The 22,537-nt window shown below is 66.1% G+C and carries 30 protein-coding genes; 7 read left to right on the top strand and 23 right to left on the bottom strand.

What is annotated here, in order from left to right:
* Nucleotides 1–16: 16 nt before the first annotated feature.
* The 3 genes from U5914_RS10215 to U5914_RS10205 form a co-directional block, all read right to left on the bottom strand.
* On the bottom strand, nt 17–610 hold the full coding sequence (locus tag U5914_RS10215) for a winged helix-turn-helix domain-containing protein (protein WP_336135664.1): 594 nt from the start codon (nt 608–610) through the stop codon (nt 17–19).
* Between the two features lie 82 nt (nt 611–692).
* A complete protein-coding gene (locus U5914_RS10210) occupies nt 693–1,769 on the bottom strand; it encodes a glutamate--cysteine ligase (RefSeq protein ID WP_336135663.1) in 1,077 nt (358 codons plus the stop codon).
* 65 nt (nt 1,770–1,834) lie between these two features.
* The gene (locus U5914_RS10205) at nt 1,835–2,494 is read right to left on the bottom strand and encodes an RNA ligase partner protein (RefSeq protein WP_336135662.1); all 660 of its coding nucleotides are present in this window, start codon (nt 2,492–2,494) and stop codon (nt 1,835–1,837) included.
* A 60-nt stretch (nt 2,495–2,554) separates the two neighbouring features.
* On the opposite strand from U5914_RS10205, the gene U5914_RS10200 reads away from it, so the two are divergent.
* Complete coding sequence (locus tag U5914_RS10200) at nt 2,555–3,658, top strand: RNA ligase (protein ID WP_336135661.1); 1,104 nt, start codon at nt 2,555–2,557, stop codon at nt 3,656–3,658.
* Here U5914_RS10200 and U5914_RS10195 read toward each other — a convergent pair.
* From U5914_RS10195 to U5914_RS10170, 6 genes are all read right to left on the bottom strand, one after another.
* Nucleotides 3,652–4,293, bottom strand: a complete 642-nt coding sequence (locus tag U5914_RS10195; protein WP_336135660.1) for a fibrillarin-like rRNA/tRNA 2'-O-methyltransferase — start codon at nt 4,291–4,293, stop codon at nt 3,652–3,654. The genes U5914_RS10200 and U5914_RS10195 overlap by 7 nt on opposite strands.
* Nucleotides 4,290–5,132: an NOP5/NOP56 family protein gene (locus tag U5914_RS10190; protein WP_336135659.1), complete on the bottom strand. Its 843-nt coding sequence runs from the start codon at nt 5,130–5,132 to the stop codon at nt 4,290–4,292. The genes U5914_RS10195 and U5914_RS10190 overlap by 4 nt, the downstream gene beginning before the upstream one ends.
* A 71-nt stretch (nt 5,133–5,203) precedes the next feature.
* A complete protein-coding gene (locus U5914_RS10185; protein ID WP_336135658.1) occupies nt 5,204–6,127 on the bottom strand; it encodes a ring-cleaving dioxygenase in 924 nt (307 codons plus the stop codon).
* Nucleotides 6,128–6,178: 51 nt separating this feature from the next.
* Nucleotides 6,179–6,823 carry an alpha/beta hydrolase gene (locus U5914_RS10180; RefSeq protein WP_336135657.1) on the bottom strand — a complete coding sequence of 215 codons (645 nt, stop codon included), beginning with the start codon at nt 6,821–6,823 and terminating at the stop codon, nt 6,179–6,181.
* A gap of 82 nt (nt 6,824–6,905) precedes the next feature.
* Nucleotides 6,906–7,532 carry a rubrerythrin family protein gene (locus U5914_RS10175; RefSeq protein ID WP_336135656.1) on the bottom strand — a complete coding sequence of 209 codons (627 nt, stop codon included), beginning with the start codon at nt 7,530–7,532 and terminating at the stop codon, nt 6,906–6,908.
* Between the two features lie 235 nt (nt 7,533–7,767).
* Complete coding sequence (locus U5914_RS10170; RefSeq protein WP_336135655.1) at nt 7,768–8,628, bottom strand: sulfurtransferase; 861 nt, start codon at nt 8,626–8,628, stop codon at nt 7,768–7,770.
* A gap of 278 nt (nt 8,629–8,906) precedes the next feature.
* On the opposite strand from U5914_RS10170, the gene U5914_RS10165 reads away from it, so the two are divergent.
* Nucleotides 8,907–9,701 carry a sulfurtransferase gene (locus tag U5914_RS10165; RefSeq protein WP_336135654.1) on the top strand — a complete coding sequence of 265 codons (795 nt, stop codon included), beginning with the start codon at nt 8,907–8,909 and terminating at the stop codon, nt 9,699–9,701.
* Nucleotides 9,702–9,707: 6 nt separating this feature from the next.
* Here the strand turns inward: U5914_RS10165 and U5914_RS10160 are convergent, their stop codons facing one another.
* The 7 genes from U5914_RS10160 to paaA form a co-directional block, all read right to left on the bottom strand.
* Nucleotides 9,708–9,980, bottom strand: coding sequence for a DUF7553 family protein (locus U5914_RS10160; protein ID WP_336135653.1), 273 nt, complete (start codon nt 9,978–9,980; stop codon nt 9,708–9,710).
* A gap of 52 nt (nt 9,981–10,032) precedes the next feature.
* A complete protein-coding gene (locus tag U5914_RS10155; RefSeq protein WP_336135652.1) occupies nt 10,033–10,548 on the bottom strand; it encodes a hypothetical protein in 516 nt (171 codons plus the stop codon).
* Nucleotides 10,549–10,633: 85 nt separating this feature from the next.
* A complete protein-coding gene (gene paaE, locus U5914_RS10150) occupies nt 10,634–10,804 on the bottom strand; it encodes a 1,2-phenylacetyl-CoA epoxidase subunit PaaE (RefSeq protein WP_336135651.1) in 171 nt (56 codons plus the stop codon).
* The gene (paaD, locus tag U5914_RS10145; protein WP_336135650.1) at nt 10,801–11,232 is read right to left on the bottom strand and encodes a 1,2-phenylacetyl-CoA epoxidase subunit PaaD; all 432 of its coding nucleotides are present in this window, start codon (nt 11,230–11,232) and stop codon (nt 10,801–10,803) included. The genes paaE and paaD overlap by 4 nt, the downstream gene beginning before the upstream one ends.
* A complete protein-coding gene (gene paaC, locus U5914_RS10140) occupies nt 11,225–12,118 on the bottom strand; it encodes a 1,2-phenylacetyl-CoA epoxidase subunit PaaC (RefSeq protein WP_336135649.1) in 894 nt (297 codons plus the stop codon). The genes paaD and paaC overlap by 8 nt, the downstream gene beginning before the upstream one ends.
* Complete coding sequence (locus U5914_RS10135; protein ID WP_336135648.1) at nt 12,115–12,444, bottom strand: phenylacetic acid degradation protein PaaB; 330 nt, start codon at nt 12,442–12,444, stop codon at nt 12,115–12,117. The genes paaC and U5914_RS10135 overlap by 4 nt, the downstream gene beginning before the upstream one ends.
* 2 nt (nt 12,445–12,446) lie before the next feature.
* Nucleotides 12,447–13,388, bottom strand: coding sequence for a 1,2-phenylacetyl-CoA epoxidase subunit PaaA (paaA, locus tag U5914_RS10130; protein ID WP_336135647.1), 942 nt, complete (start codon nt 13,386–13,388; stop codon nt 12,447–12,449).
* Nucleotides 13,389–13,474: 86 nt separating this feature from the next.
* Here paaA and U5914_RS10125 point away from each other — a divergent pair, with 86 nt between their 5' ends.
* Together U5914_RS10125 and U5914_RS10120 are read left to right on the top strand one after the other, a co-directional pair.
* Complete coding sequence (locus U5914_RS10125) at nt 13,475–14,110, top strand: helix-turn-helix domain-containing protein (protein WP_336135646.1); 636 nt, start codon at nt 13,475–13,477, stop codon at nt 14,108–14,110.
* 48 nt (nt 14,111–14,158) lie between these two features.
* Nucleotides 14,159–14,866: a DUF2270 domain-containing protein gene (locus U5914_RS10120; protein ID WP_336135645.1), complete on the top strand. Its 708-nt coding sequence runs from the start codon at nt 14,159–14,161 to the stop codon at nt 14,864–14,866.
* A gap of 33 nt (nt 14,867–14,899) precedes the next feature.
* On the opposite strand, the gene U5914_RS10115 is transcribed toward U5914_RS10120, so the two are convergent.
* Together U5914_RS10115 and U5914_RS10110 are read right to left on the bottom strand one after the other, a co-directional pair.
* Entirely contained in the window at nt 14,900–15,361 is a 462-nt protein-coding gene (locus U5914_RS10115) for a MaoC/PaaZ C-terminal domain-containing protein (RefSeq protein ID WP_336135644.1), read from the bottom strand.
* Nucleotides 15,362–15,404: 43 nt separating this feature from the next.
* Entirely contained in the window at nt 15,405–15,737 is a 333-nt protein-coding gene (locus U5914_RS10110; protein ID WP_336135643.1) for a DUF2249 domain-containing protein, read from the bottom strand.
* 111 nt (nt 15,738–15,848) lie between these two features.
* On the opposite strand from U5914_RS10110, the gene U5914_RS10105 reads away from it, so the two are divergent.
* The gene (locus U5914_RS10105; protein WP_336135642.1) at nt 15,849–16,379 is read left to right on the top strand and encodes a multiprotein bridging factor aMBF1; all 531 of its coding nucleotides are present in this window, start codon (nt 15,849–15,851) and stop codon (nt 16,377–16,379) included.
* A 15-nt stretch (nt 16,380–16,394) separates the two neighbouring features.
* On the opposite strand, the gene U5914_RS10100 is transcribed toward U5914_RS10105, so the two are convergent.
* Nucleotides 16,395–16,583, bottom strand: coding sequence for a hypothetical protein (locus U5914_RS10100; RefSeq protein WP_336135641.1), 189 nt, complete (start codon nt 16,581–16,583; stop codon nt 16,395–16,397).
* Between the two features lie 122 nt (nt 16,584–16,705).
* On the opposite strand from U5914_RS10100, the gene tpiA reads away from it, so the two are divergent.
* Nucleotides 16,706–17,350, top strand: coding sequence for a triose-phosphate isomerase (gene tpiA, locus U5914_RS10095; RefSeq protein WP_336135640.1), 645 nt, complete (start codon nt 16,706–16,708; stop codon nt 17,348–17,350).
* 13 nt (nt 17,351–17,363) lie between these two features.
* On the opposite strand, the gene U5914_RS10090 is transcribed toward tpiA, so the two are convergent.
* A complete protein-coding gene (locus tag U5914_RS10090; protein WP_336135639.1) occupies nt 17,364–19,274 on the bottom strand; it encodes a helicase HerA domain-containing protein in 1,911 nt (636 codons plus the stop codon).
* Nucleotides 19,275–19,392: 118 nt separating this feature from the next.
* On the opposite strand from U5914_RS10090, the gene U5914_RS10085 reads away from it, so the two are divergent.
* A complete protein-coding gene (locus U5914_RS10085) occupies nt 19,393–20,397 on the top strand; it encodes a hypothetical protein (protein WP_336135638.1) in 1,005 nt (334 codons plus the stop codon).
* On the opposite strand, the gene U5914_RS10080 is transcribed toward U5914_RS10085, so the two are convergent.
* The 3 genes from U5914_RS10080 to dinB all read right to left on the bottom strand — a co-directional run bounded on the left by U5914_RS10080 (nt 20,398) and on the right by dinB (nt 22,497).
* The gene (locus U5914_RS10080) at nt 20,398–20,826 is read right to left on the bottom strand and encodes an acyltransferase (protein ID WP_336135637.1); all 429 of its coding nucleotides are present in this window, start codon (nt 20,824–20,826) and stop codon (nt 20,398–20,400) included. It lies immediately after the preceding gene.
* A gap of 141 nt (nt 20,827–20,967) precedes the next feature.
* The gene (locus tag U5914_RS10075; protein WP_336135636.1) at nt 20,968–21,249 is read right to left on the bottom strand and encodes a hypothetical protein; all 282 of its coding nucleotides are present in this window, start codon (nt 21,247–21,249) and stop codon (nt 20,968–20,970) included.
* A gap of 36 nt (nt 21,250–21,285) precedes the next feature.
* Nucleotides 21,286–22,497 (bottom strand): DNA polymerase IV, encoded by a 1,212-nt coding sequence (gene dinB / locus U5914_RS10070; protein WP_336135635.1) that lies wholly within the window; start codon nt 22,495–22,497, stop codon nt 21,286–21,288.
* Between the last annotated feature and the right edge of the window lie 40 nt (nt 22,498–22,537).

Here is a 22,537-nt window from a genome sequence, read left to right as displayed (position 1 = left end):
GCGGTGGGCCCTCGCGTCAGTTGCCTTCGTCCGTGTCGTCGGATTCGGTATCGGCGTCGCCTTCGGCCCCGGATTCAACGCCCGTATCGGCGTCGTCTTCGGGCCCAGCGTCGGCATCGTCATCGTCGTCCGCTTGCACCGTGATATCGACGGGTTCGACGTTCTCCTCGGAGCCGACGCCGAGGTGCGAATCGAGGTTGAAGACGGTGTTCAGTTCCTCCTGAACGTCGTCGACGACGGACCCGACGAGGTCGCTCGGGGCCATCGCGGTGTACTCGTAGGGGTTGTTGCCGGCGCCGCTGGATTCCCGCTTGCGGCGCTCGACTTTGTCCTCGTCGTTCAGTTCCGCGAGGGCCTCCCGGACCGTACTGGGGTAGAGCCCGGTCCCCTCGGCGATTTCCTCGCTCGTACTCCCCGGGTTCTGTCGGAGATAGACGTAGATGCGCGCCCGCGTTTCCGTGTCCAGCACCCACGACAGAAGGTCGACGATGCCCTCGTCGAACTGCTCTGCGGCCCGCTCGGCCTCCTGTTCGAGTTTGTCCCGTACACTCCCCTCCTCCGTATCGACGGGTTCTCCCTCCCCGTCTTCAGTAGTATCGTCAGTAGACATGCGTCGTATTCAGACGGACACAAGGAATACCCGTATATAAACCCCACGGCAGATTTCATGCGAGTCGGCACGACGAGCAGTCTCAGTCGACCAACAGAGCCTCACAGACCGCATCGAGGCCGCCGCGTTCCCGGAGGGTTCGCTGGCGCTGGGCGCCGCTTTCGGTATCGTAGATATCGCGGATACCGTCAACGCCGAGGCGACTGCACTCGCGGTCGACCAACTCGCCGAGCGGGATGGACTCGCTCCAGTCCTTGCCGAGCAACTCGGCGTCGTGGCCGTGTCGCATCGCGCGCCACTTGTTCTCGTCGAGGGGTTCGCGCCGATGCTGGTAGCCGGACTCGCCGTCCTCGTAGCGGGCCGCGAGGTCCTCGACGAGCGCCTCGGTGTATTCGACGAAGGCCATCACGCGTTCGGGGTCGGCCTGTCCGTCCGGCGTCCGGATTTCGACCGACCCGTGGGCCGAATGGGGGCGAACGTCGTACCAGAGTTCACCCCGGTCGTTGATGGAACCCGTCTCGACCATCATCCGCTCGAACTCCTGGAAGCCCTCGAAATCCTCGAAGGTCGTCGGCATTCCGGTGTTCGGCAGCCCCTCGAATATCTTCGCTCGCGCGGAGGCCAGCCCGGTATCGAAGCCGTTCCAGTACGGCGAGTTGGCCGACAGCGCGAGCATGATGGGGAGATACCATCGCAGTTCGTTGGCTATCCAGACGGCCTTGTCGGCATCGTCGACGCCGACGTGAACGTGGAGGCCGGCGGTCGTGTTGCGGTGCTGGGGATACTGAATCCGGTCGAGTTGGGCGCGATACCTCGGCTTCTCGGCGTGTTCGAGTTCACGCCACTTCGCGGCCGGGTGGAGTCCTGCGGCGGCAATATTGAAGCCGTGTGTCTCGGCGTGGTCGACGAGGGCCACCCGAACTGCATCCAGCGATTCGCGGGCCTCCCCGAGGGATTCGTTGGTCGGCGTCTGCGTCTCGATGACGCATTTGAACAGTTCGTGGTCGAGTCGGCCCTCCAGCAGTTCGGGCGGGTCGGCCTCGTAGACGAGTTCGTCGGTGCCGGCGGTGGGTCGCCCGTCCGCATCGACGACGTAGAACTCCTCTTCGATACCGAGCGTACCCATCCGGTCGAAGGCGTCACGCGACCCAAGTTCCATTGGCCGTTCCTTTGCCGCCGTCCATTAAATACCATGTGACCTACTGCGGTCGGGGTACACAGCCACTACTCGATGCGCTCGGAGGCGTTGAGGTACTCCTCCAGCAACGTCGGGAAGTCGCTCCCGCGGAGATAGCGGAGGCCGAACGACTCCGCCCAGCCGATGATACCCTGGTCCTCGGTGACGACGCCGGCCTCCAGTTCGGCCGCGAGGACGAGCAGGTCGAAGTCCTCGCGGGAGTCCAGTATCCCCTGTCTGAGCGCCCGCCGGTAGTCGTCGCGCAACTCGGAGACCACTTCGTCGACGTCGGTCATGTATTCGTTCTCGTCGAGCGGTTCGTCGTCGGTGGCCCCCGCTTCCCGGACGGCCTCCTCGGCCACCCGAAGACCCCGGTCGACGCGCGTGCTCATCTCGTCGACGAACTCGTAGACGACCTCCGCTGGCATCTGGACGCCGTACCGGTCGGGATGTTTCGCGATGACCCACGTGTTGAGTTTCGAATACACCTCCTCGTCGACCCCCCGGTCCTCCAGCATCGTTGTCAACTCCTTCCGAATCGACGGCGGCATGTAACAGGAGACGCCGAGACTGAGTTTGGCCTCCGCGATGAGGTCGAGCAACCGGAGGACCGCCGCCTCGAGGTCCTCGTCGTCCTCGCGGATCTCCTCGGTGATGAATAGCGACGTATCGAGGACGAACCGCTGTTTCAGGGGATAGCCGTCCATATCGGTCGTTGCGCCGCCGCCTTGATATATTCGTGGTGCGTTATTCCATGCCACAGACAGATGGGGAACAGCCAGCAGTTCGGTCTCGGGGACGAGGCGTTCGAGGCCGTCACCGAGCACTTCGAAACCCGATATTTCAGGGGAACGCGGTACCGCTACCTCCCGGACTATCGGGGGCCTCTCGACCGTGGCGCGGTGCTTTTCGGCCCCGAGGACCGCCCCGTCTGCGGCTATCCGAAGATTCCTCGCGCGCTACTGCTCGAACCGGGGGTCCCCGAGCAGTTCGACGGACCGCTCCTCGTCGAGGAGAAGTTGAACGGCTACAATGCGCGCGTCGCTCGCCTCGACGGCGACGTCGTCGCCTTCACGCGGAGCGGCATCGCCTGTCCGTTCACGACGTATCTCGTCAGAAGCCGTCTCGACCTCGATGCGCTGTTCGACGCCCGGCCGGACCTCGTCGCCTGTGGGGAGGTGATCGGGCCCGAGAACCCCTACACGCAATACGCCTACCCCGACGTCGAATCGGCGACCTTTCGTGCCTTCGACCTCCGGGAGCGGCCGACCGGCGACCCGCTCCACGTCGACCGACGGCGGGAGCTACTCGACCGATACGATGTCCCACAGACCCGGTCGTTCGGCACGTACGGACCGACCGAAACGGACGCAATAGCCGGCATCGTCGACGAACTCGACGCCGATGGTCGGGAAGGAATCGTCATGAAATCGCAGGACGGCCGGACACAGCTCAAATACACCACGAGCGCGTCGACCGAGGCCGACCTCGCCCACGCCTTCTCGCTGCCATTCGAGCACGGACGGTCGTTCGTCTTCCAGCGGTTGCTCCGGGAGGCCTTCCGGGCCGTCGAACACGACGTCGACACGACCGAACGCGCCAACGCCGTCGGCGAGGCAATCCTCGAACCGCTCGTCGAAACCATCGAAGCCGTCGACGACGGCCAGCCGGTCGGACAGGAACACACGGTCCGTGCGCCGCCGCGAATCGTCACGGAACTGCTCTCCCATCTCCGCGAGCAGGGGCTCACCGTCGACGTGCTGGACGACGAAACGAACGCTGGCGAGCGTGTCGTCACCTTCCGCAAGCGGATGCGGTCGACGGAGGACAAGACGAACGCGTACCTCGACGGCCACCCGGTCGACTACTGAGACGTGTCGGTCAGGGGGGTCGCAACCACGCCGAGGTGGTCCTCGTGGAACGGCTCCAGCGAGCGCGTCTCCAGTACCTCGTAACCGTCCCGGAGCGTCTCAAGCACTTCGTCGAACACCTCGTCCGGCTCTCTGGCTACGTCCTCGCTGCGGGCCTTGACCGCCAACAGGAGCCGGCCGTCGGCGGCGAGGAACTGCCGGTTCGCGAGCGCGACCTTCGCCTGCCCGCGCGTGGCGACGTCCTGAATTACGACGTCGACCGGCTCGACGACGTGGGCGTACGTCTCGGGCTTGCGGGCGTCCTTCAGGAGCGGAAAGAGGTTCCCCCGCGGTTCGGCGGCATCGAGCAGGTCACGCGCCGGCCGCGCCGCGAATTCCACGGCGTAGGTCGGGCCCGCGAAATCCGCGACGTGGCTGACCGTCGTCCCCGCGGCGGCGCCGAGATACAGCACCGTCTCGCCGCCGTCGATCCCGGTGTCCATCCCGGTTTCGAGCATCGCGCCGAGTTTCGACCGGCGGGCGTCCCACTTGCGCCAGCCGTCGGCGGCCGGTTCGCCGTAGACCGGTTGGCCCTCCGTCGAGAGGACATCCTCGCCGTCGAAGGGCCGTCGCTGGACGCCGTCGGGGAGGCTCATTTGGTATCACGCGCCTGAATGCGCTCGATGCGGTCGGCCAACTCCTCGTCGAGTTCCGGCTTCCGCTCGCCGGAGTAGTAGTCGACCCGCGCGGCGATGGCGAGTTTGCCCGACAGCGCACGGGCCGCGGACCCACGATTTTCGGGATGAGTGCCCTGGACCGCCTCGTGGGTGAAGATGATGCCGTGTTTCGGCGACGGCGCGTGTCCACGGAGATGGGCGAAAAGCGCCTCCTCGGCGCCCAGCACCTGAATCGTCCCGGCGGGCTTGCGTGCGAGTTCCTTCAGACCGCCCGCGAGGGCGATGAGGCGGGCCGCCAGCACCGGCCCCGCCAGCGCGGCGAGATTCGGCGCGACTTCGGGCGCCGTCTGCTGGACGTGGGTTCGGAGGGCTGCGGCCTCGTCGTCGAGGTCGCGAATCCGCTGGGCCAGCGAGACGAGTCGGTCGTCGCTGTCGGCATCCGATTCCTCTGCCAGTTCGCGGGCGTACTCGACGCCCGTGCCTGCGTCCTCGCGAACCGACCCGGCCCATTCGGCGACCCGCTCGGCGAGTTCGTTGGCCGTCCGCTCGCAGTCGTCCATCGCCCGAACGGCGTGGATGAGTTGCTTGTCGTCGGCGGATTCGGCCTCTTGGACGGCCGCACGCGTCGCCGCCATCGTCGCCTCGTGCAGCGTCTCGTAGTACGACTCGGTGCTTTCGGCAAAACCTGCCTCGACGGCACGTTGCGGCCACTCGCTGGGAGTGTCGGCCGACCCCTCGCGTATCGCGGTCGCCGCCGCTTCGGTGTCGCCGGGCGGCACGTCCGCGAACCACGCCGCATCGGCGGTATCGTCGCTCATGGGCGTCCCTTGATGCCGCCCCGGTAAAGGCGTTCGCGATACGGCTCGACGGGCCAGAAGAGCGGTCGGCGCTACAGCGACAGTTCCGGCAGCGCGTCCTCGATCTCGTCGCGGCGGTCCTCCAGCCACTCGGGCAGGACGAGTTCCTCGCCGAGCGATTCGAGCGGTTCGTCGACGGTATATCCCGGTTTCTCCGTCGCGAACTCAAAGAGGACGCCGCCCTGCGTGCGGGCGTAGACCGATTTGAACCACTTGCGGTCGATGATTTCGGTCGGGCGGAGGCCGGCCTGCTGGAGGACGTCTCGCCACTGTTCCTGTTCGTCCTCGGTCACCTGGAAGGCGACGTGGTGGACCGTCCCGCCGCCGGGTTGGCCCTGCGGGGCCTGTGGGTCCTCGAGCAGGTCGACGACGTAGCCCAACTCGCCGTCGGATTCGAAGCGCCGCCGGTGTTCCTCTTCGCCGGTCGGCCGAAAGCCCATCGTCTCCAGCAGGTTCGCGGTCGATTGCGCGGTCGACAGCGACAGCGAGACGCCGAAGAAGCCCCGAATCGCGTGTTCCTCGGGGACCGGTCCCTCGGGCGGGTCGCCGGCCGGCGCGTTCGCACGGGCGACCAGTTCGAGCGGCAGGCCGTCGGGGTCCTCGAAGCCGATGACGGTGTCGCCGAAGCGTTCGCTGGTGACGAAGCCGACGCCCTCCGAATCGAGGCGGTCGGTCCAGTAATCGACCGACGCCTCCGGGATGAGGAACTGGGTCGTCGTGACCTGTCCGGTCCCGACGCGACCCTGTCGGGCGTTCGTGTAGGGGAAGAAGGTCATGCTCGTGCCCGGCGAGCCGCCGTGGTCCCCGTAGAAGAGGTGATAGACGTGGACATCGTCCTGATTGACGCTCTTCTTGACGAGGCGCAGGCCGAGCGTCTCGGTGTAGAACGCGTAGTTTCGCTCGGGGTCGCCAGCGATGGCCGTAACGTGGTGGATACCGGGAATGTCGGTAGGCATACCGGAAGGGAGGCGCTCCGAGCGGAAAACGGCTTCCGTAGCGGCGGGCCGTTACGCTCCGTCGACCAGTCGCTCGACCATTCCGGAGACGTGCGCCAGTTCGTCCTCGTTGACGCCGTGACCCATCCCCTCGTAGATTCGGGTCGTCACGTCGGCGTCCATCCCCTCGAAGACGTCGGCCGTCTCGTGGACGCGCTCCTCGGGGATGTGCGGGTCGACGTCGCTACAGCCGAGGAAGACGGGCGTGCCGTCGAGGTCGCCCTCGTAGTCCATCGCCTTGCCCTCGGGGCCGATAACGCCGCCGCTGAGGACCGCGAGGCCGCCGTACCGACGCGGGGTCTGCGCGACGAACTCGCTGGCGAGACAGGCACCCTGCGAGAAGCCCAGCAGCATGACGCGCTCGGTCGGGATTCCGGCGTCGTTGGCCTCCTCGATGACATCCGAGATGGCCTGCAACCCCGAGGAACGGCCCGGCTCGTTCGATTCAACGGGTGCCAGAAACGAGTTCGGATACCACGTATTGCGGGCAGCCTGCGGGGCGAGAAAGGCGACGCCGTCGTGGTGGAACTCGTCGGCCATCCCGACGATGCTTTTGGCGGTCGCGCCGCGGCCGTGAACGAGGACGACCGCCGCCTCGGCGGCATCGAGCGGCGTGCCGGCCGTTACGAGCGGCTGGTCCTGATGTGGTCCGGACATATCAAGCGGTTGGTCCCGCTGACACTTGAGTGCCCGCTAACACCGACGTTATCGGCCGTCGAAACAGTAATCTGGGACGCCGTCAGCAGACCGGCTTCGGGTTGACGCCCATGCTTTCGAGGCTCTCGGTGTACTCGTCGTAGGCGGCCTGAATCGCGCCCGTGGCGGCCTCCTGGGCGCGCTCCCAGCACTCCTCGTCGTCGCCACAGTGAGTCTCCAGCAGCTCGGTCGCCCGCTCCAGTTGCGCGTCGAGGTCGTCGCCCATGCCACGGAAGAGACTCGCCGTCTGGGGGTCGGCCTGCCCGGTGAAGAAGCCGGTCATCTGCGCTTTGGATTTCTCGGCGGCCAGCGTCCGGCCGACGAACCCGCCGATGCGTTCGACCGTCCCGTCGAGGTCGCGGAGGTACGCCTGAATCGCGGGCACCTCGCCGGGGTCGTGGGCGTCGAGTTCGCCGACGACCGTCTCGTAGTGGTCCCGCTCCTCGGCGGCCGTCTCGGCGAACGCGTCGGCGACATCGCCGTCCTCGTCGTCGCTCCACGCCTCGTAGGTCTCGGCGGCGTGGTGTTCGGCCGTCGCTGCGGCGGTCAGGACTTCCTCGGGTTCCATCTCGCCCTCGGTGTCGGCATAGAGGGATTTCGAGGAACCGAGCCGCGAGAGAGCGGTTTCGTTCTCGGATGCGACCGCGTCGATGAATTCGTCTGGGTTCATGTGTGTTAGTTGGGAGAGCTATCGCTTGAAAGGGCGTGGTCCGCTGTGTAAAACGGGGATGTCATGTGACGATACGGCGGTCGGGGGGTCAGTACCGCTATTCAGCCTCGCCTGCTCTGCGGTTCGCCCTACGGGCTCTCCGCTTCGCTACGAGGCTTCGTTCGCTTCGCGGCTCGCGGGTCGCTTCGCTCCCCGCTCGCCCATGCGGAGATTCGAGCGGAGCGAGAATCTCCCGTCACTCAGCCTCGCCCTTCTCTATCGGCGCGCCGACGAGATTGCCCCACTCGGTCCAGGAGCCGTCGTAGTTGATGGTGTCGTCGTAGCCCAGCAATTCGTGCAGGGCGAACCACGCGACCGAGGAACGCTCGCCGATACGGCAGTAGGCGACGGTCGTCCCGTCGCCGTCGATGCCGTGTTCGGCGTAGAGCGTCTCCAGTTCATCGCGGTCCTTGAACGTGCCGTCGGCGTTCGTCACGGCCGCCCACGAGATGTTCCGGGCGCCGGGGATGTGGCCGCCGCGCTGGGCGGTCTCCTGCAGGCCCGAGGGGGCGAGAATCTCGCCCGTGAACTCCTCGGGGGAGCGAACGTCGACCAGCGGCAGGTCGCGCTCGATGGCGTTCTCGACGTCCTCTCGGTAGGCGCGGATGGACTCGCGCGGGCCGGCGGCCTCGTACTCGACCGGCGAGAACGCCGGTACCTCGTCGGTGGTCGGGTAGTCGTTCTCGAGCCAGTATTCGCGGCCGCCGTCCAGCAGCTTCACGTCGTCGTGGCCGTAGTACTTGAACTGCCAGTAGGTGTAGGCAGCGAACCAGTTGGAGTTGTCGCCGTAGAGGACGACCGTGCTGTCCTCGGTGATGCCGTGTTCGCCCAGCAGGCTCTCGAAGTCGTCCTTCGAGAGGATGTCGCGGGTGGTCTGGTCCTGCAGGTCCGTCTCCCAGTTGAAGCCGATGGCACCGGGGGCGTGGACCTCGTCGTAGGCCTCGGTGTCGACGTCGACTTCGACCAGTCGCTTGTCCGGGTCGTCGCTCTCGAATTCGTCGAGCTGCGCTTCGACCTCGTCGGCCGAAACGAGCACGTCGTTCGCGTAGTTGCTCATTACGCTCCGACATACGACCCACCACCATATATTACCGAACGTAACGGCACGTACGGCCGTTCCTCCCCGCTTACGGCAAGATACGTGCCTAAAGCCGTGACGCCGAGTGACGGGTGAACGCTTCGAATAGCGGTCCTTTCGACCTACGACCGCGTTCGACCCCCGTTATCGCCGGCATCCAACATACGGAATTACAGTAATATTTTCCGCTTTCTACGAGTCAGGGGGAAAACGGCAGCCACGCGTGGGTTAAACTGACCGGCGACCGACGAACCGATATGAACCAACGCGTCGTCACCGCCGACTGGGTCGCCGACCGACTCGACGAACTCGCCATCGTCGACGTTCGGGACGCGTGGGAGTACGACGGCATCGGCCACGTCCCGACCGCGGTCAACGTCCCCTTCGATTCGTTCCGCGCGGACGAACACGGCGAGGCCGAGGCCGGGATGCTCCCCGGCGCCGAGGCCTTCGCCGCCCTCGCGTCCGAAGCCCGCATCGACAACGACTCCGATATCGTCGCCTACGACGACACCCACGGCGTCTTCGCCGCCCGCTTTCTGGTGACCGCCGAACTCTACGGTCACGACCCCGAGAACCTCCACCTGCTGAACGGCGACTACTCCTCATGGAACCTCGCATTCGAGGTCAGCAGCGAGGAACCGACCCCGGAGCCGACATCCTACGATGCCGTCTTCGACGAGGACGGCCCGCTCGTCGGCATCGAGTTCGTCAGGGACTCGCTGGGGGACCCCGATGCCGTCATCGTCGACACGCGCGAGGAGTGGGAATACGAGGAGGGTCACATCCCCGGTGCCGTCCGCGTGGACTGGCGGGAACTCGTCGACGACGACACCCGCGGCCTTCGGCCGGAAGTCGAGATGCGGGAGTTGCTCGAAGACAGGGGCGTCACGCCCGACAAACACGTCTTGCTCTACTGTAACACCGCCCGCCGTATCAGCCACACCTACACCGTTCTGCGAGCCCTCGGCTACGAGAGGTTGGCCTTCTACGAGGGGAGCCTCACCGAATGGGAACGGGAGGGCGGCGAGTTGGAAACCGTCGAATCCTGACCGGCCTCAGACGCCTTCGACGGTCGACCGGTACTCGGTGATGGCGTCCATCGCCGCGTCGATGTGGTCGGCCGCGTCGTCGCCCACCTCATCGGCGAGTTCCCGCAGCCCGTGTTCGTGTCGCGCGAGCGTGCCGTGGTCGAGAGTCTTGCCCTCCGCGGCGGCGTCCGCGAACGTGTCCGCCTTCTCGGTCAGGTGCTCGGCCGCCTCGCCGTCCGCCGCATCGCTTGCTTGCCGGAGCGATTCCGCCGCGTCTTCGAGGTGGTCCTCTCGGGGCATCGTTCTAGCGGTACTTCTACGGACGTATGCAAAAATGGTCCGACGGCAGGAGTCACCAGCATTCCATCGTCTCGGCGTCGTCGAGGCTCGGGTCCCCGTCGACCTGTTCGTTCGCCGCCCGGAGCAGACGGTCCTCGGCGACCAGATAGACGACGGTGTAGTATGGGCTATCGGCGTGGACGTTCCCGTGATCGGTCTCCTCGTTCCAGTAGAAGTTCGTTCGCAGTTCGGCCCGCCAGCCACGCTCCGTCTCGCGGATGTCCTCGACGGCCTCGCTGTGACCGTAGGCGGTCATATCCGCCGAGTAGAGCTTGTGCTGTCGGTAGGCGGCCTCGTACTCACGGACGTACGTCTCGACCGACGATTCGGTCCACTCCTCCGGTCTCTCGGGCAGTTCGCGGAGGTCTACCTCGTCGTTTTCGTCGTCGACCGGTGTCTCTCGGTCGACCGTACACGGGGCCGGCGTCTCGGTTTCGGTCCCATCATCGGGGGTCCCACCGCCGAGACAGCCCGCCAGCGTGCCGGCCGACGCCACCCCGAGTGCGGCGAGTAGTCTGCGTCGTTGCATACGCGGCGCTACCGGTCGCCCTGATAAGTGCCTTCAGGAGGCTCAAAGGCGCCTTTGAGTTACTGCAGCAGACGACTCCTGTCGACTACCCGAACGCCTCGAACGGCTCGCCGCACTCGTTGCAGTAGTGCATCGACCGACACAGCGACGGCCCCTTCGGGTGTTCGCGCTCGGTGTTCGTCGACCCACAGTAGGGGCATTCGGCGGGGTCCGTGCCGTCGTCCGTCTCCGTCGATGGGTCCGGTCGCCCCCTCATATGCTCACCCCGAACTCCCGCAGGTCCGCCTTACCGGCCTCGGTTACCAGTTCGAGGTTCCACTCGGGGCTCCAGACCAGTTCGACGTCGGCGGAGTCGACCCCGTCGGCACGTTCGGCGGCCTGCCGGACGTCCTCTTTTAAATAGTCACGCGCGGGACACCCGGTATAGGTCAGCGTCATCGTCACCGTCGCGTGCCTCTCGTCGATGTCGACGCCGTAGACGAGACCCAGATCGACCACGGAGATGGGCATCTCGGGGTCCTCGACCGCGTGGAGTTCCTCGAAGACTTCGGCCTCGATTCCCTCGGCGTCCTCGCCGGTCGCCGGGAGGTCGTCGGGGTCGACGCCGTGTTCGTATTCCGTGTAGGTGCAGTATGTGGGACTCTCGGCGTCCTCGAACGTCTCGAAATCGGTGGGCTCAGACATCGCTTTCGGCCTCGTCGGGGTCGGGCATCAGCGCGGGCGATTCGTCCCGGTCCAGTTGCTCGTAGGTGAACGTGAACTCGTTGTAGAGGGACCGCCACGCGTCGGTGTGGGCGCCATCGCGGCCGACCGATTCCGGCCGGAGTTCGTCGCGGTCGGCGACCGGCACGTCGACTCCGAGGCCGGCGAGGAACGGCGAGACGATGGCGCGCCACTCCTCGCGAAGGTCCGACAGGCTGTCCGGCCGGATGCCGAGGTCGACGATGTCGTCCTCGCGGTCGGTCCGCGCGAAGAGCGTCAGCGCGTAGGGGAATAGGCGGTCGACGGCCTGCTGGACGCGCTCGCGGCCGTCGGCGGCTTCGCCGCCTTCCCGGGACCCCTTCGGCGTCCCGCCGTCCTCACACAGCCGTTCGAGCCAGTTCTGGGCGTGTTCGCGGTGGTAGTCCTCCTCGCCGACGACCTTGCCGACGCGGTCGGCGATGCGCGGGTAGGTCGTCTCCGTCAGCGATTCGAGCCGCAGGTGTTCGTAGGTGTCGTAGAAGTAGCCGCGGACGATGCAGTCGGCCCAATCGCCCGACTCGAAGGGCTGTTCGACCATCGTGGAGTGACGGAAGTCGGCGGGGTCGCGCTCCCAGATGAGGTCGACCTGGTCGTAGCCGAAGTCCTCCAGCAGGTCGTACCAGAGGCGCGCGTGGCCGAGTTCGTCCTGTGCGATGTTTGCGATGCCGATATCCGACTCCAGCGTCGGCCCGCGGACCTGCCACTCGGTGTAGCGTTCGGCGACGACGAACTCGTCGTCGGCGAGACACCGGAGTTCGGCCTCGACGGCCGCCTGCTCGCGGTCGTTCAGGTCCTCGGGGTCACCCAGAAGTTCGTCACTCGGCGTCATTTGTCGGCCTCCGCGAGGTCCTTTTCGGCCTGCTCCTGTTCGCGCTGGCTGTCCTCTATCTCCTCGGCGAACGTCTCGTCGGTGTTGTAGTTCGTCGCCCAGCGGTACTGCTTCTGGGTGGTGCCGCCCATCTCGATGCCCTGCTCGTCGGCGTGGACCTCCTCGATTTCGGCCTTCGGGACGACCCACAGGCTGTTGGCTGGCTTTCGCCGGGCGTGCATGACCTGCGCGTACTGCTTTGCCAGTTCGGCGTTCGGCGCGTGGACGTTGCCGACGTGGGTGTGGTAGTCCTTCGCCTTCTCTTGGCGGAACACTTCCCACTTCATGGTCAGTCGTCCGCTGCCGCAGGACTGACCCCGCCCTGCTGGGGTGATTCGATCGCATCACGGACCCACTCGACGGCCTCTTGGGCCCGCTTGCGCTTGTCGATCTGGCCAGCGCCCGTCGGCAGTTCGTTCTTGGCGACGGTAAAGAACTCCTCCCAGTCGAGGTCCTCCTCGTAGACCTCGTAGTAATCGTCGTCCTCGTGGTACTCGACGCGGGGGTATTCGGGCAGTTCGAGGCCGTACTTCTCGGCCTTGGGAACGTAGGCGTTCAGGAAGGCGTTCCGGAGGTCGTCGTTGCTCATCGTCTTGAGGCCGACCTCCATCGCGAACTCCCCGTGGGTCGACTGGTCGTCCGTGGGCCCGAAGAACTGCAGGATGCGCGGCCACCACTTGTCGAAGGCCTCCTGTAGACGCTGTTGGTCCTTCCGACTGCCCGTCGCAATCGTCCGCAGGATGTCCTCGCCGTGTTTGATGTGGAAGCCCTCCTCGAAGCATATCTTGTCGATGGCGTGGGCGTACGGCTCCCACGAGGTCCGCTTGAGGGTCGCCTGCCGGCGCATCGCCGCGCCGTCGACGAAGAACATTATCATCGGCAGTTCGTACCAGTCGTCCAGCGGGTAGTGGAAGCAGTTGAGGAACTTCCCCTCGCCGTTTTCGAGTTCGTCCAGCATCTCCTCGCGAGTCTTGACCCCCAGTTCCTCGGCGGCCCGGTAGAGCAACTGACCGTGACCGACCTCGTCCTGTACCTGCGCGCTGACGGCGAGTTTGCGGTCCAGACTCGGCGCCTGTCTTATAAATGGGCGCTCGATGTAGGCACCCATAATCTCGCTGTTAGCGTGGAACTGTATCATCCGGGTCGCCGCCTCCCTGTACTCCCGGGGCATGTCGTCGCCGGGGCCGAACTCCCGCGGCCCCGCGCGCTCTTTGACGGTCTGGATATCCATCACTACGAGAACTAGTGTGATGGAGTACCATACTGATTGACCCGCCTATGGACTGGTTTTAAATATTGAGCGTGCTAATCGAACACATGATTTCGGAGTGCCTCGTCGTCGAATTCCGCGTCACCGGCGACGAGTGCCCGCTTGCGGAGGCCACGCGGGCGACCGGCGGGGACGTCGAGGCGGCGGCGCCGCTGTTGCGCGATGACGGCTACACGCTCCTGCGGTTTTCGACCGACGAGGCCGACATCGGCAAGCGCCTCGACGCGGACGACCGCATCCGGTACCTCCACCGCGCGGCCGGCGACGAGCGCCACACGTATCGGTGTCTCTCCAAGGAGCGGTGTGTCGTCCACCGACTCATCGACGAGGGCTTTCTCGTCGAGACGGTCCGATACGTCGACGGCGTCGAGCGACACGTCGGCGCCGTCGTCGGTCAGGAGGTCCTTCACGGCGTCCTCGAAGCCGCCGGCGAGGCCGTCGGCGTGCAACTCGAACGCATCTCACCGCTCGGCGAGGAGGCGGATGACGGGATTTCGACCCGCTGGAACCTCACACCCACGCAGGCTGAGGCCCTGCAGACGGCCCACGAGATGGGGTACTTCGACGTGCCCAAACGCGCCACCGCCGAGGAGGTCGCCGACGCCATCGACATCTCGAAGACAGCCTTTCTGGAGCGCCTTCGCCGGGGACAGTCGGAACTGTTCGACCGGATGCTGGACTGAAACCGGTCAGGGGAGTGGTTTTACCCATCGGCCCCTGCAATGGAGGCTATGACAGGCAAGCCGGACGATTTCGATCCGGAATCGCCGGAGGAACGGGAGATAGCAGGGGAGGCGGCGGGCGACCGGTCGGATTTCCTGTCGCTCATGGGCCACGCCTATCGTGGCGAACTCGGCCGGACCGCTTCGTGGCGGACCAGAGTCGACCGGACGACGAACTGGGCGGTGGTCCTGACGGCGACGCTGCTGACGTGGGCCTTCTCCGCGGAGACACGCCCGCACTACGTCATCCTCGTCGGCATCGTGATGGTGACCGTCTTTCTGGGCATCGAGGGCCGTCGCTACCGCATCTACGATATCTGGCGGTCACGGGTGCGACTCCTGGAGGAGAACGTGTTCGCCAACGCTCTCGACCCGGAGGGCGTCGTCCAGACCAACTGGCGTGAACTCCTGAGCAAGGACCTCCGCGAACGGACCATCAAGACGCCGATGATGGAGGCCGTATCGCGCCGTCTCCGCCGGGTCTACGCGCCCCTCCTCTCGGTGCTGGTCGGCGCGTGGGTCGTCCGACTGACGGTGTTTGCGGGGTCGGAAACCGACGTCCTCGGAACCGCCGCTGTCGGTGGGATTCCGGGTCGGGTCGTCGTCGGTATCGTCGGCTGTTACTATCTCGGGATTCTGACGGTCACGCTGTGGCCGCGACAGCGGAAGGCGAAAGGCGCGTTACAGTCGACGGACGAAACGGGCAATTGGAAGTGACCGCCGACACCGCGGTCGACCCGCCAGTCCGACCTACTCCCGCCGCTTGAAGAGGAACTTCATGTCGCCCTCGAAGACCGACTCGCCGTCCTGATTCGTCATCAGCGTGTCTATCTCGATATACCCGGCGTCGTCCCTGCTGTCGAGTTCCCGCTTTGCGGTGCACTCGTATTCGGCGCTGATGGTGTCGTCGATGAAAAGCGGGTTCGGCACGTCCATGTAGTTCATCCCGAGGAAGGCGACGACGGTGCGTTCGACGATGCCGGTCCGCTGGAAGAGCCCCGTGGCGATGATGAACGTCATCGGCCCGTGTCCGATGCGGGCGCCGAAGGGGCCCTCTTCGGAGTACTCCTTGTTGGTGTGCAGTTCCGTCCAGTCGCCGGTGAACATGGAGTGGAAGACGAAATCCGTCTCCGTAATCGTTCGTCCGGCGCTCTCGAAGGTCTTGCCGACCTCCATGTCCTCGAAGTGATGTGGCTCGTAACTGTACGGCATACCATGTCACTCGAACCCAGAGTTGATAATATTTGCCTGAAGTTCACCGGAGTCGCTGTCGGCGGAGTCGCTCGCCGGAATCGCCGCCGCAGTCGGCAGCCGTGATGCGGATGTGCCACTCGTTCGGCGAGATTCGTTCGGTCTCGTAGCCCCAACCGCGGTCGTCGAGGTGGTCGTACAGCGGCACCGGCGAGATGGGCGTTATGACGACCACTGTCTCCCCGTCGTCGACGTCGTCCAGCGCGTCGATGACGGGACCGAGCCGGGGCTGTCGCATCCGCTGGGTATCGAGTAGCCAGTCCGGCGCCTCCTCGCCCGGCGCCTCGATGTCCTCAGCCCCCCGTTTCGGAACCGCTGGGTCGAGTTCGGCGTTCATACCGCACCCGTCGTCTCCGATATATAAAGCACCGGACGCTGTGTCTCGGCGGCTGGGACGCCTGCCGGGGCGGGCGGAAAACCCTTTTGCGCCGGAGTGTTAGACTCCGATATGGTTCAATGTGAGATGTGTGGCGCCCAGACCAGCGACCCGAAGACGGTGAAGGTCGAAGGCGCGGAACTCGACGTCTGTGACAACTGCGCCGACTTCGGCACGGAGGTGAAAACGCAGGAGACCTCCTCCTCGTCGACGAAGTACTCCACGTCCTCCTCGGGCAGTTCTTCCTCCTCGTCGACGAGTTCGTCGAGCAGTTCCTCCGGCGGCGGTGGGGGCGGCAGTCGCCGCGACATGTTCGACGAGATGGACGAGGTCGTCCAGGACTACGACGAGCGCATCCGCAACGCTCGCGAGTCCGAGGGCCTCACACAGGAGGAACTCGCCGACCAGCTCAACGAGAAGGCGAGTCTCATCCGCAAACTCGAACGCGGTGACGTCCTCCCGAGCGACAAGGTCCAGTCCAAACTCGAAAAGGCCCTCGGCATCTCGCTTTCGACCGGCGGCTCCGGCGACGACAGCGAGTGGTCCGGTGGGTCCTCGGCGGGGAAGACGACCCTCGGCGACGTGGTCAAGCGGAAGGACTGAACCTCCAGAACGACCCTAGAGTTCGTGTTCGTAGAGGACCTCGTCGACGTTCGGGTTCACGACGACGCGCTCGGTGTCCCCGACCGGTTCGTCCAACTCGACTGCCAGTAGCTTCGCGCCGGTTTTCGGCGCGTAGGTGTGCCGTTCGACCGTCCCCAGCCGTGGCTCCCCGTCGACGGTGACCCACACACGGCGTGCATCCATACCGAGCCGTTACGGCTCGGTTCCCCTGTATCCGTCGGTTCCCGCGAAGTCGGGCGACCCCCCACCGCGCCCGCGCCGGCCGCCATAGACAGTTATTTTTCGGTGGCAACCACCCTTCCGCTATGTTCGTTCTCGTCAACCTGAAGGCGTATCCCTGCGACCCCGTCGAAGTCGCCGAGGCGGCCGCCGAAGTCGCCAAAGAGACGGGCGTCCGCATCGCCGTCGCCCCGCAGGCGGCCCACCTCGACCGCGTCGCCGCCACCGGCGTCGAAACGTGGGCCCAGCACGTCTCGCCCGTCGCCCACGGCTCGCATACCGGCTCCACGCTCGCAGAAGCCGCCGCCGAGGCCGGCGCCGTCGGGACGCTGTTGAACCACTCCGAGAACCGACTCAAACTCGCCGATATCGACGGCAGCGTCCGCGCCGCCGAACGCGCCGACCTCGAAACCGTCGTCTGTGCGAATAACCCCCGACAGATCGCGGCCGCGGCGGCGCTGGAACCCGACGCCGTCGCCGTCGAACCGCCGGAACTCATCGGCACCGGCACGCCTGTCTCGCAGGCCGACCCCGACATCGTCACCGACTCCGTCGAGGCCGCCGCGAGCGTCGGGGACGTGCCCGTCCTCTGTGGGGCCGGCATCTCGACCGGCGAGGACCTCGAAGCCGCCGGCGACCTCGGCGCCGAGGGTGTCCTGCTCGCCTCGGGCGTCGCCAAGGCCGACGACCCGAAGGCGGCGCTGGAGGACCTCGTTTCGCCGCTCGTTTGAAAAAGCCGCGTTCTCAGTTACTCGAGTCGGTGCCGCCGTCGGCCGCGACTTCGGCGGTCGCGTCGACCGTCTCCGGCGCGTCGACACCCTCGACGAACGCCGATTCGACGGCCTGCACCAATAGCGCGTGTTCGGTCCCGTCGACGGGCTGGTCCGGATTGAACGGGTCGACCGTCTCCTCGGCGACCAGCGAGGGGAGGGCGTACTCGTGGCGGCCCCGACTCGCGTGGGCGACGAAGCCCCGCTCTCGGAGCTGTCGGTTCATCGAATAGGCGCCCGTTCGGTCGCCCGACCCGCCCGCAGCCTCGTGGGCCTCCTGCGGTGTCATCGGTCCGTGGTCCCGGTAGGCCCGGAGCATCTCGACAGCCGTGTCGTCGAGCGCGGCGATTTCAGACCGAAGCCGGTCGACGAGCCGTTCGCCGCCCGAGAGGGCGGGCGAGGCGGTCGGTTCGCGGGCGCTCCCGTTCGCCACGTCGCTGACGGTCGGCGAGTCGTCGCCGTCGGTTTCGCCGGTATCGGTGCCAGCCACGCGGTCGATGCCGCCGAAGCCGAACGACTGGGCGTCCGTCTCTGCGGGCCAGTCGCTCGTCTCGAAAGCGTCGTCCTCGCTGGTCGACGATTCGGAGTCAGCCCGCGACTTTGTGTCGGATGCCGGCTCCGTCGGCGAGTCGCTGTCGGCTCTGTCCGAGACTGTCGTGGGCTCGCCGTCTTCCGTCGGTTCGGCTTCGTTGCCGTCGTCGCTACCGGCGACCGGAACGGGACTCGATTCGCGTTCCTTCTCGCCGTTGCGGATGGCCTCCAGTTCGGCTTCGAGTTCGGGGTCGCGGCGGACGGGACCGGCGACCTCGTCGAGTTCGCTCTGTCTGCCGGGCGCCGCCGAGAGAGGTCGCCCCGTCACCTGCTCCATCATCGCTCGCGAGAAGCGGTCGGCCATCTTCTTGAGGTCCTGGGCCTCCTTGAGTTGGCGTTCGAGGTCGCGGATGCGTTCGTCCTTCTGCTTCAGTTCGCGCTCCAGTTCCTCGATGCGGTTCTCGCGGCGCTCCTGTGTCTCGGAAATCTCCTCGAGTTCCTGTACGAGGTCGCCTGAGACGCTTTTGAGTTCGGGTCGCTCGAAGTCGTCGAGACCGGGTGTCGCGCCCGCGTCGAACGTCTTCTTGCGCTCGAACTGGACGACGCGGATGTTCTCGGCCCAGTCGGTCATGAGGAAACACTCGCCGTCGTCCATCTCCTCGATGTGGTCGGCGTACTCGTTGCCGAGGATGCGCCCGACGACTTTCGTGTCGTTGTTCCACGTCAGGCGATGCCAGACGAGCCAGTCACACTGGGTGATGAAGTCCTTCTTGACGTCGGCGGGCCGCTGGCTGATGCCGACGATGCCGAGGCCGTGTTTGCGGCCCCGCTTGGAGACCTTGATGAGCATCCGACCGCATTCGTCGACGCCGCCGCCCTCGGGGATGTACTCGTGAATCTCCTCGACGAGCATCAGGAACGGCTGTTTGACCTTCTTCTCCTTCGCGAAGAGGTGTTTGGTCACCTCGGTCAGCAGCGCCCGCGCTTCCGATTCGTCGAGGAAACTGGAGACGTCGAGGATTATCGGGACGTTCTGTTCGAGGGCGAGTTCGGCAATCTTGCCCGCGTGTTCCTCGGTGACCTGCAGGTCGCACTCCTCGTCGCCGCCGACGTGGAGGATTTCGTATTCCTCCTTGAGTCCGTAGTACTCGCCGTCGATGTCGACGATGAGGATGCCGAACCCCTTGTCAAGCAGTTTCTCGCAGATGACGCTCGCGGTGTTGGATTTGCCGGACCCGGATTTGCCGGTCACGAACGAACGGCCCGTCAGCACGTCCACCACGGGGAGTTCGACGGGAGTCCCCTCGGCGTCGCCACGACTGATCTCTCCGACGGTAATCGTTTCCTCGCCCATCGGCAGTCACCTCTCGCCCGTCCCACATAGTTGTCCGTCAGACGGGCGTCTTGCAGGGCTTTTCGAGCGTCGACCGGAGCCGGCGATTTATAAAGGCCCGTGCGGTCGGTTCCGCCGAATGGCGCTTTCGACTGTCGACGTCTTCACCTACGGTATCGCCCTCCTCATCGTCGGTGGCGCCGTCTGGTGGGTGCTCGGCCGATGGGTCCCCGACGGCGGCCTTCGGGCGACGTATAAATACGCCGTCTACCAGAGCGGCCTCACGCGACGTGAGAGCGCTCCCGCCGTGGTTCTGTCGTCGCTCGTCGTGGTGCCGCCACTCGTAAGCGACGTGTCGGCGCTCGGCGTTGGCATCCTCGGCGGCCTCTACGTCGGCGGCATCTACATCGCCGCCATCGCCGTCGCGAACCGACCCCGTGCCGCCTACATCGAGGCGGCCGGCGGCGACCCGGACGAACTCACGCCGGAGGGGTCGAACGTCATCGCGGGGCAGGCACGCGTCCCCGACGATGAGGCCCCGATAGAAGCGCCCGTCTCCGGCGACCCGGCGGTCGCCTGCGTCGCCTCCGTCGCCCAATTTAAATCCCAGCCGACGCGCTCGTCGGGTACCTACTTCCCCACGTCCTTCGAGGTCGAAACCCGGCGGTTCGAGGTCGACGGAGCGTTCGGCACCGCCGACGTCGACCCCGAGGGCGCGTGGGTGAGCCTCCTGTCCGGGTCGCCGACCGACGTCGAACCGAACGTCGAGGGCGCCTTTACCGGCGGCGCCGCCGAGACCGAATTCGTCGTCGAGGCTGGCGAGTCGGCCCCCCAAGCGTTCCGCGAGGTCGACGTGTTCGAGCCGTTGCCGCTCACCAGCGACGGCCGCGCCGAGCGGGAGTTGCGGTTCAAGGAGACGACCATCGCCCCCGGCGAAGCCGTCGTCGTCGCCGGGGAGGCCGAACAGGGCGAGGCTTTCGGCTCGACGGTTCTTCGCTGTACTGCGCCCGGGACCTTCATCGCGAAGGGGGATTTCGAGAGCGTCTCCGACTCGCTGTCGAAGGCGACCGGCCGCAACCTCGTGGTCGGTGCCGGCCTCGCGCTGTTCGGTGGAATCAGTCTGCTGTGGATGGCGATTCCGTAGCTACTCGCGGACTACCTCGCCGGAAGGGACGTCTTCGGTCACCGTCACGCCGGCGCCGACGACCGCGTTCTCGCCCACGGTGACGCCCGGCAGAACGGTCGCGCCCGCGCCGAGAAAGGCGCCGTCTTCGAGGCTCACGCGCTCGAAGGTATCCTCGCGGAACGTCATCCCATCGGTATCGAGGTCGTGGGTGACGCCGACGACCGAACAGTTCGGGCCGATCTGGACGCGCTCTCCAATCGTGGCGTTCTCGACGTAGCTGTTGGCGTTGATGTCGGTCGGCCCCTCGATTTCGGATTTCTTGACGGACGCTCGTTCGTAGACCCGAACCCCGTCGGCTATCTCGGCGTCGTGAACCGTCACGTACTCGCGAATCTCCGCGTCCCCGACAGTCGAGTTCTCGATGCGGGCGGTCTCGTCGATGGTCATACCGACGCCTCAGACGGCCGGCTATTTATAAACGAAGGGGAGAGCAGACTCCCCGTGACGTGACGAGGTACCGGTAGTCGGCCGAGGCGATAGCGCGGGGGACCGCTACCGAGAATCCGACCGCTCCGCCTGTTTGCCCTTTCACTCGCCGCTGGCCCGGATGACCCAGTGGTTCTCGTCCTGTCGGATGAGAACCGCCGGCTCCCGCAACTTGGCGATGTAGCCGGTCGGCTGGTCGAGCAGTTCGTGGTCGGCGTCGACCCGAACGAGGTTCCCGATGAGCTGTGCCGACGGGGGCTTCTGGGCCGCGCCACAGTCGTATATCGTGATGAACTCGTTGCCGTCGCTGGTTTCGTGGACGATGACGTGTGCGTGGCGGGCCAGTCGCCACGTCTCCTCGTCGACGACGGCGAGGTGATTCATACGCCTGCCTTCGGCGGCGGGCGACAAAAGGCTACGCTACTCGAAATCGGTGAGGCTGGCCTGCCCGCCCGTCGAGCGCTCCCGGTGACGTTCGCGGATGTCGTGGTCGCGGGCGTCCTCGGCTTCGTCCTCCCACGTATCGAGGCTGGTCTGGTCCCGCTCGTCGAAGGAGAGGTTCGACACCCGGACGCCGAGTTTCCGCACGGCCGCCTCTTCGAACTCGTCCAGCAGGTCGAGGACGATCGCCTCCACGAGGTCCGGCGCGTCGACCGGCCCGGACAGCGACCGGGCCCGGGTGTTGACCTCGAAGGGCGGTTCGACGACCTTGATGCCGATGGTCTTGTAGAGGGCACCCTTGGCAGTCGCTCGTTCGGCGACCTCGTCGGCCAGCGCCCGCACCTTCTCGCGTTTCTCGGTCTCGTCGGCGGTCGCCTCGACGAACGCCGACTCGCTGGAGAGGCTCTTGGGTCGGCCCTTGGGTTCGACCTCGCGGTCGTCCTCGCCGCGGGCCTGCGCGTAGATGTCGCGGCCGCGCTCGCCGAAGGCTTCGACTAGCGTCGCCTCGTCAGCGGCGGCGATGTCGCCCGCGGTCTCGAAGCCCATCTCGCGCAACTCACGGGCGGTGACGGGGCCGACGCCGTGAAGGTCGGCCACCGCCATCGGCGCGAGGAACTCCCGCACTTCGTCGGGTTCTACCACGACGAGGCCGTCCGGTTTGTCGGCGTCGGAAGCCAACTTCGCGGTGGTCATGCTCGGGGCGATACCGACCGAAGCGACGACCCCTGCCGCCTCCTCGATGTCCGCTTTGAGTCGTCGGCCGATGGCCTCGACCTCGTCCCACGAGGGGTCGCCCAGATCGAGGTACGCCTCGTCGATGGAGACGTTCCGGACGGTGTCGGCAAAGTCGTCGAGAACCGACTTGACGTCGGCGCTGACCTCCTCGTAGAAGGCCATGTCGACGGGCCGGTAGACGCCCGTGTCCTCGGGGGCGTCCGCTGTCGCTCGCCGGGGAAGCTTTTCGAGGGCTTCGGAGATGGCCATCGCGGATTCGACGCCGTACTTGCGGGCCTCGTAACTCGCGGTGGCGACGGCGCCATGTTCCTCGCCGTCCTCGTAGCCCATCCCGACGACGAGGGGCTCGTCTTCCAGTTTCGGCTCCTTGAGGCGCTCACAGGCGGCATAGAAGCAGTCCATGTCGACATGACAGACCACCTGCTCGGGGGTTTCGACACCCGGAAGCCGTGCCATACTCGTCGATAGCGGGACGGCCGTCTATAAGGTTGCGAGA

The sequence above is a fragment of the Natronomonas amylolytica genome, assembly GCF_037031205.1.
Classification (GTDB): domain Archaea; phylum Halobacteriota; class Halobacteria; order Halobacteriales; family Haloarculaceae; genus Natronomonas; species Natronomonas amylolytica.
The sequence above is the reverse complement of the archived record's forward strand: the minus strand, read 5'-3'. Positions and strand labels throughout refer to the sequence as shown.

What these genes read in the sequence shown, in the direction of transcription:
- U5914_RS10100 (WP_336135641.1), bottom strand. Translation starts at nt 16,583, where the DNA reads ATGGATGCACGCCGTGTGTGGGTCACCGTCGACGGGGAGCCACGGCTG.
- U5914_RS10085 (WP_336135638.1), top strand. Translation starts at nt 19,393, where the DNA reads ATGGCGCTTTCGACTGTCGACGTCTTCACCTACGGTATCGCCCTCCTC.
- U5914_RS10080 (WP_336135637.1), bottom strand. Translation starts at nt 20,826, where the DNA reads ATGACCATCGACGAGACCGCCCGCATCGAGAACTCGACTGTCGGGGAC.
- paaD (WP_336135650.1), bottom strand. Translation starts at nt 11,232, where the DNA reads ATGTCTGAGCCCACCGATTTCGAGACGTTCGAGGACGCCGAGAGTCCC.
- U5914_RS10175 (WP_336135656.1), bottom strand. Translation starts at nt 7,532, where the DNA reads ATGAACCCAGACGAATTCATCGACGCGGTCGCATCCGAGAACGAAACC.
- U5914_RS10195 (WP_336135660.1), bottom strand. Translation starts at nt 4,293, where the DNA reads ATGAGCCTCCCCGACGGCGTCCAGCGACGGCCCTTCGACGGCGAGGAT.
- tpiA (WP_336135640.1), top strand. Translation starts at nt 16,706, where the DNA reads ATGTTCGTTCTCGTCAACCTGAAGGCGTATCCCTGCGACCCCGTCGAA.
- U5914_RS10170 (WP_336135655.1), bottom strand. Translation starts at nt 8,628, where the DNA reads ATGAGCAACTACGCGAACGACGTGCTCGTTTCGGCCGACGAGGTCGAA.
- U5914_RS10125 (WP_336135646.1), top strand. Translation starts at nt 13,475, where the DNA reads ATGATTTCGGAGTGCCTCGTCGTCGAATTCCGCGTCACCGGCGACGAG.
- U5914_RS10110 (WP_336135643.1), bottom strand. Translation starts at nt 15,737, where the DNA reads ATGAACGCCGAACTCGACCCAGCGGTTCCGAAACGGGGGGCTGAGGAC.
- U5914_RS10205 (WP_336135662.1), bottom strand. Translation starts at nt 2,494, where the DNA reads ATGGACGGCTATCCCCTGAAACAGCGGTTCGTCCTCGATACGTCGCTA.
- paaE (WP_336135651.1), bottom strand. Translation starts at nt 10,804, where the DNA reads ATGAGGGGGCGACCGGACCCATCGACGGAGACGGACGACGGCACGGAC.
- U5914_RS10105 (WP_336135642.1), top strand. Translation starts at nt 15,849, where the DNA reads ATGGTTCAATGTGAGATGTGTGGCGCCCAGACCAGCGACCCGAAGACG.
- U5914_RS10210 (WP_336135663.1), bottom strand. Translation starts at nt 1,769, where the DNA reads ATGGAACTTGGGTCGCGTGACGCCTTCGACCGGATGGGTACGCTCGGT.
- paaA (WP_336135647.1), bottom strand. Translation starts at nt 13,388, where the DNA reads ATGGATATCCAGACCGTCAAAGAGCGCGCGGGGCCGCGGGAGTTCGGC.
- paaC (WP_336135649.1), bottom strand. Translation starts at nt 12,118, where the DNA reads ATGACGCCGAGTGACGAACTTCTGGGTGACCCCGAGGACCTGAACGAC.
- dinB (WP_336135635.1), bottom strand. Translation starts at nt 22,497, where the DNA reads ATGGCACGGCTTCCGGGTGTCGAAACCCCCGAGCAGGTGGTCTGTCAT.
- U5914_RS10185 (WP_336135658.1), bottom strand. Translation starts at nt 6,127, where the DNA reads ATGCCTACCGACATTCCCGGTATCCACCACGTTACGGCCATCGCTGGC.
- U5914_RS10190 (WP_336135659.1), bottom strand. Translation starts at nt 5,132, where the DNA reads ATGAGCGACGATACCGCCGATGCGGCGTGGTTCGCGGACGTGCCGCCC.
- U5914_RS10200 (WP_336135661.1), top strand. Translation starts at nt 2,555, where the DNA reads ATGGGGAACAGCCAGCAGTTCGGTCTCGGGGACGAGGCGTTCGAGGCC.
- U5914_RS10180 (WP_336135657.1), bottom strand. Translation starts at nt 6,823, where the DNA reads ATGTCCGGACCACATCAGGACCAGCCGCTCGTAACGGCCGGCACGCCG.
- U5914_RS10215 (WP_336135664.1), bottom strand. Translation starts at nt 610, where the DNA reads ATGTCTACTGACGATACTACTGAAGACGGGGAGGGAGAACCCGTCGAT.
- U5914_RS10120 (WP_336135645.1), top strand. Translation starts at nt 14,159, where the DNA reads ATGACAGGCAAGCCGGACGATTTCGATCCGGAATCGCCGGAGGAACGG.
- U5914_RS10090 (WP_336135639.1), bottom strand. Translation starts at nt 19,274, where the DNA reads ATGGGCGAGGAAACGATTACCGTCGGAGAGATCAGTCGTGGCGACGCC.
- U5914_RS10155 (WP_336135652.1), bottom strand. Translation starts at nt 10,548, where the DNA reads ATGCAACGACGCAGACTACTCGCCGCACTCGGGGTGGCGTCGGCCGGC.
- U5914_RS10115 (WP_336135644.1), bottom strand. Translation starts at nt 15,361, where the DNA reads ATGCCGTACAGTTACGAGCCACATCACTTCGAGGACATGGAGGTCGGC.
- U5914_RS10160 (WP_336135653.1), bottom strand. Translation starts at nt 9,980, where the DNA reads ATGCCCCGAGAGGACCACCTCGAAGACGCGGCGGAATCGCTCCGGCAA.
- U5914_RS10075 (WP_336135636.1), bottom strand. Translation starts at nt 21,249, where the DNA reads ATGAATCACCTCGCCGTCGTCGACGAGGAGACGTGGCGACTGGCCCGC.
- U5914_RS10135 (WP_336135648.1), bottom strand. Translation starts at nt 12,444, where the DNA reads ATGAAGTGGGAAGTGTTCCGCCAAGAGAAGGCGAAGGACTACCACACC.
- U5914_RS10165 (WP_336135654.1), top strand. Translation starts at nt 8,907, where the DNA reads ATGAACCAACGCGTCGTCACCGCCGACTGGGTCGCCGACCGACTCGAC.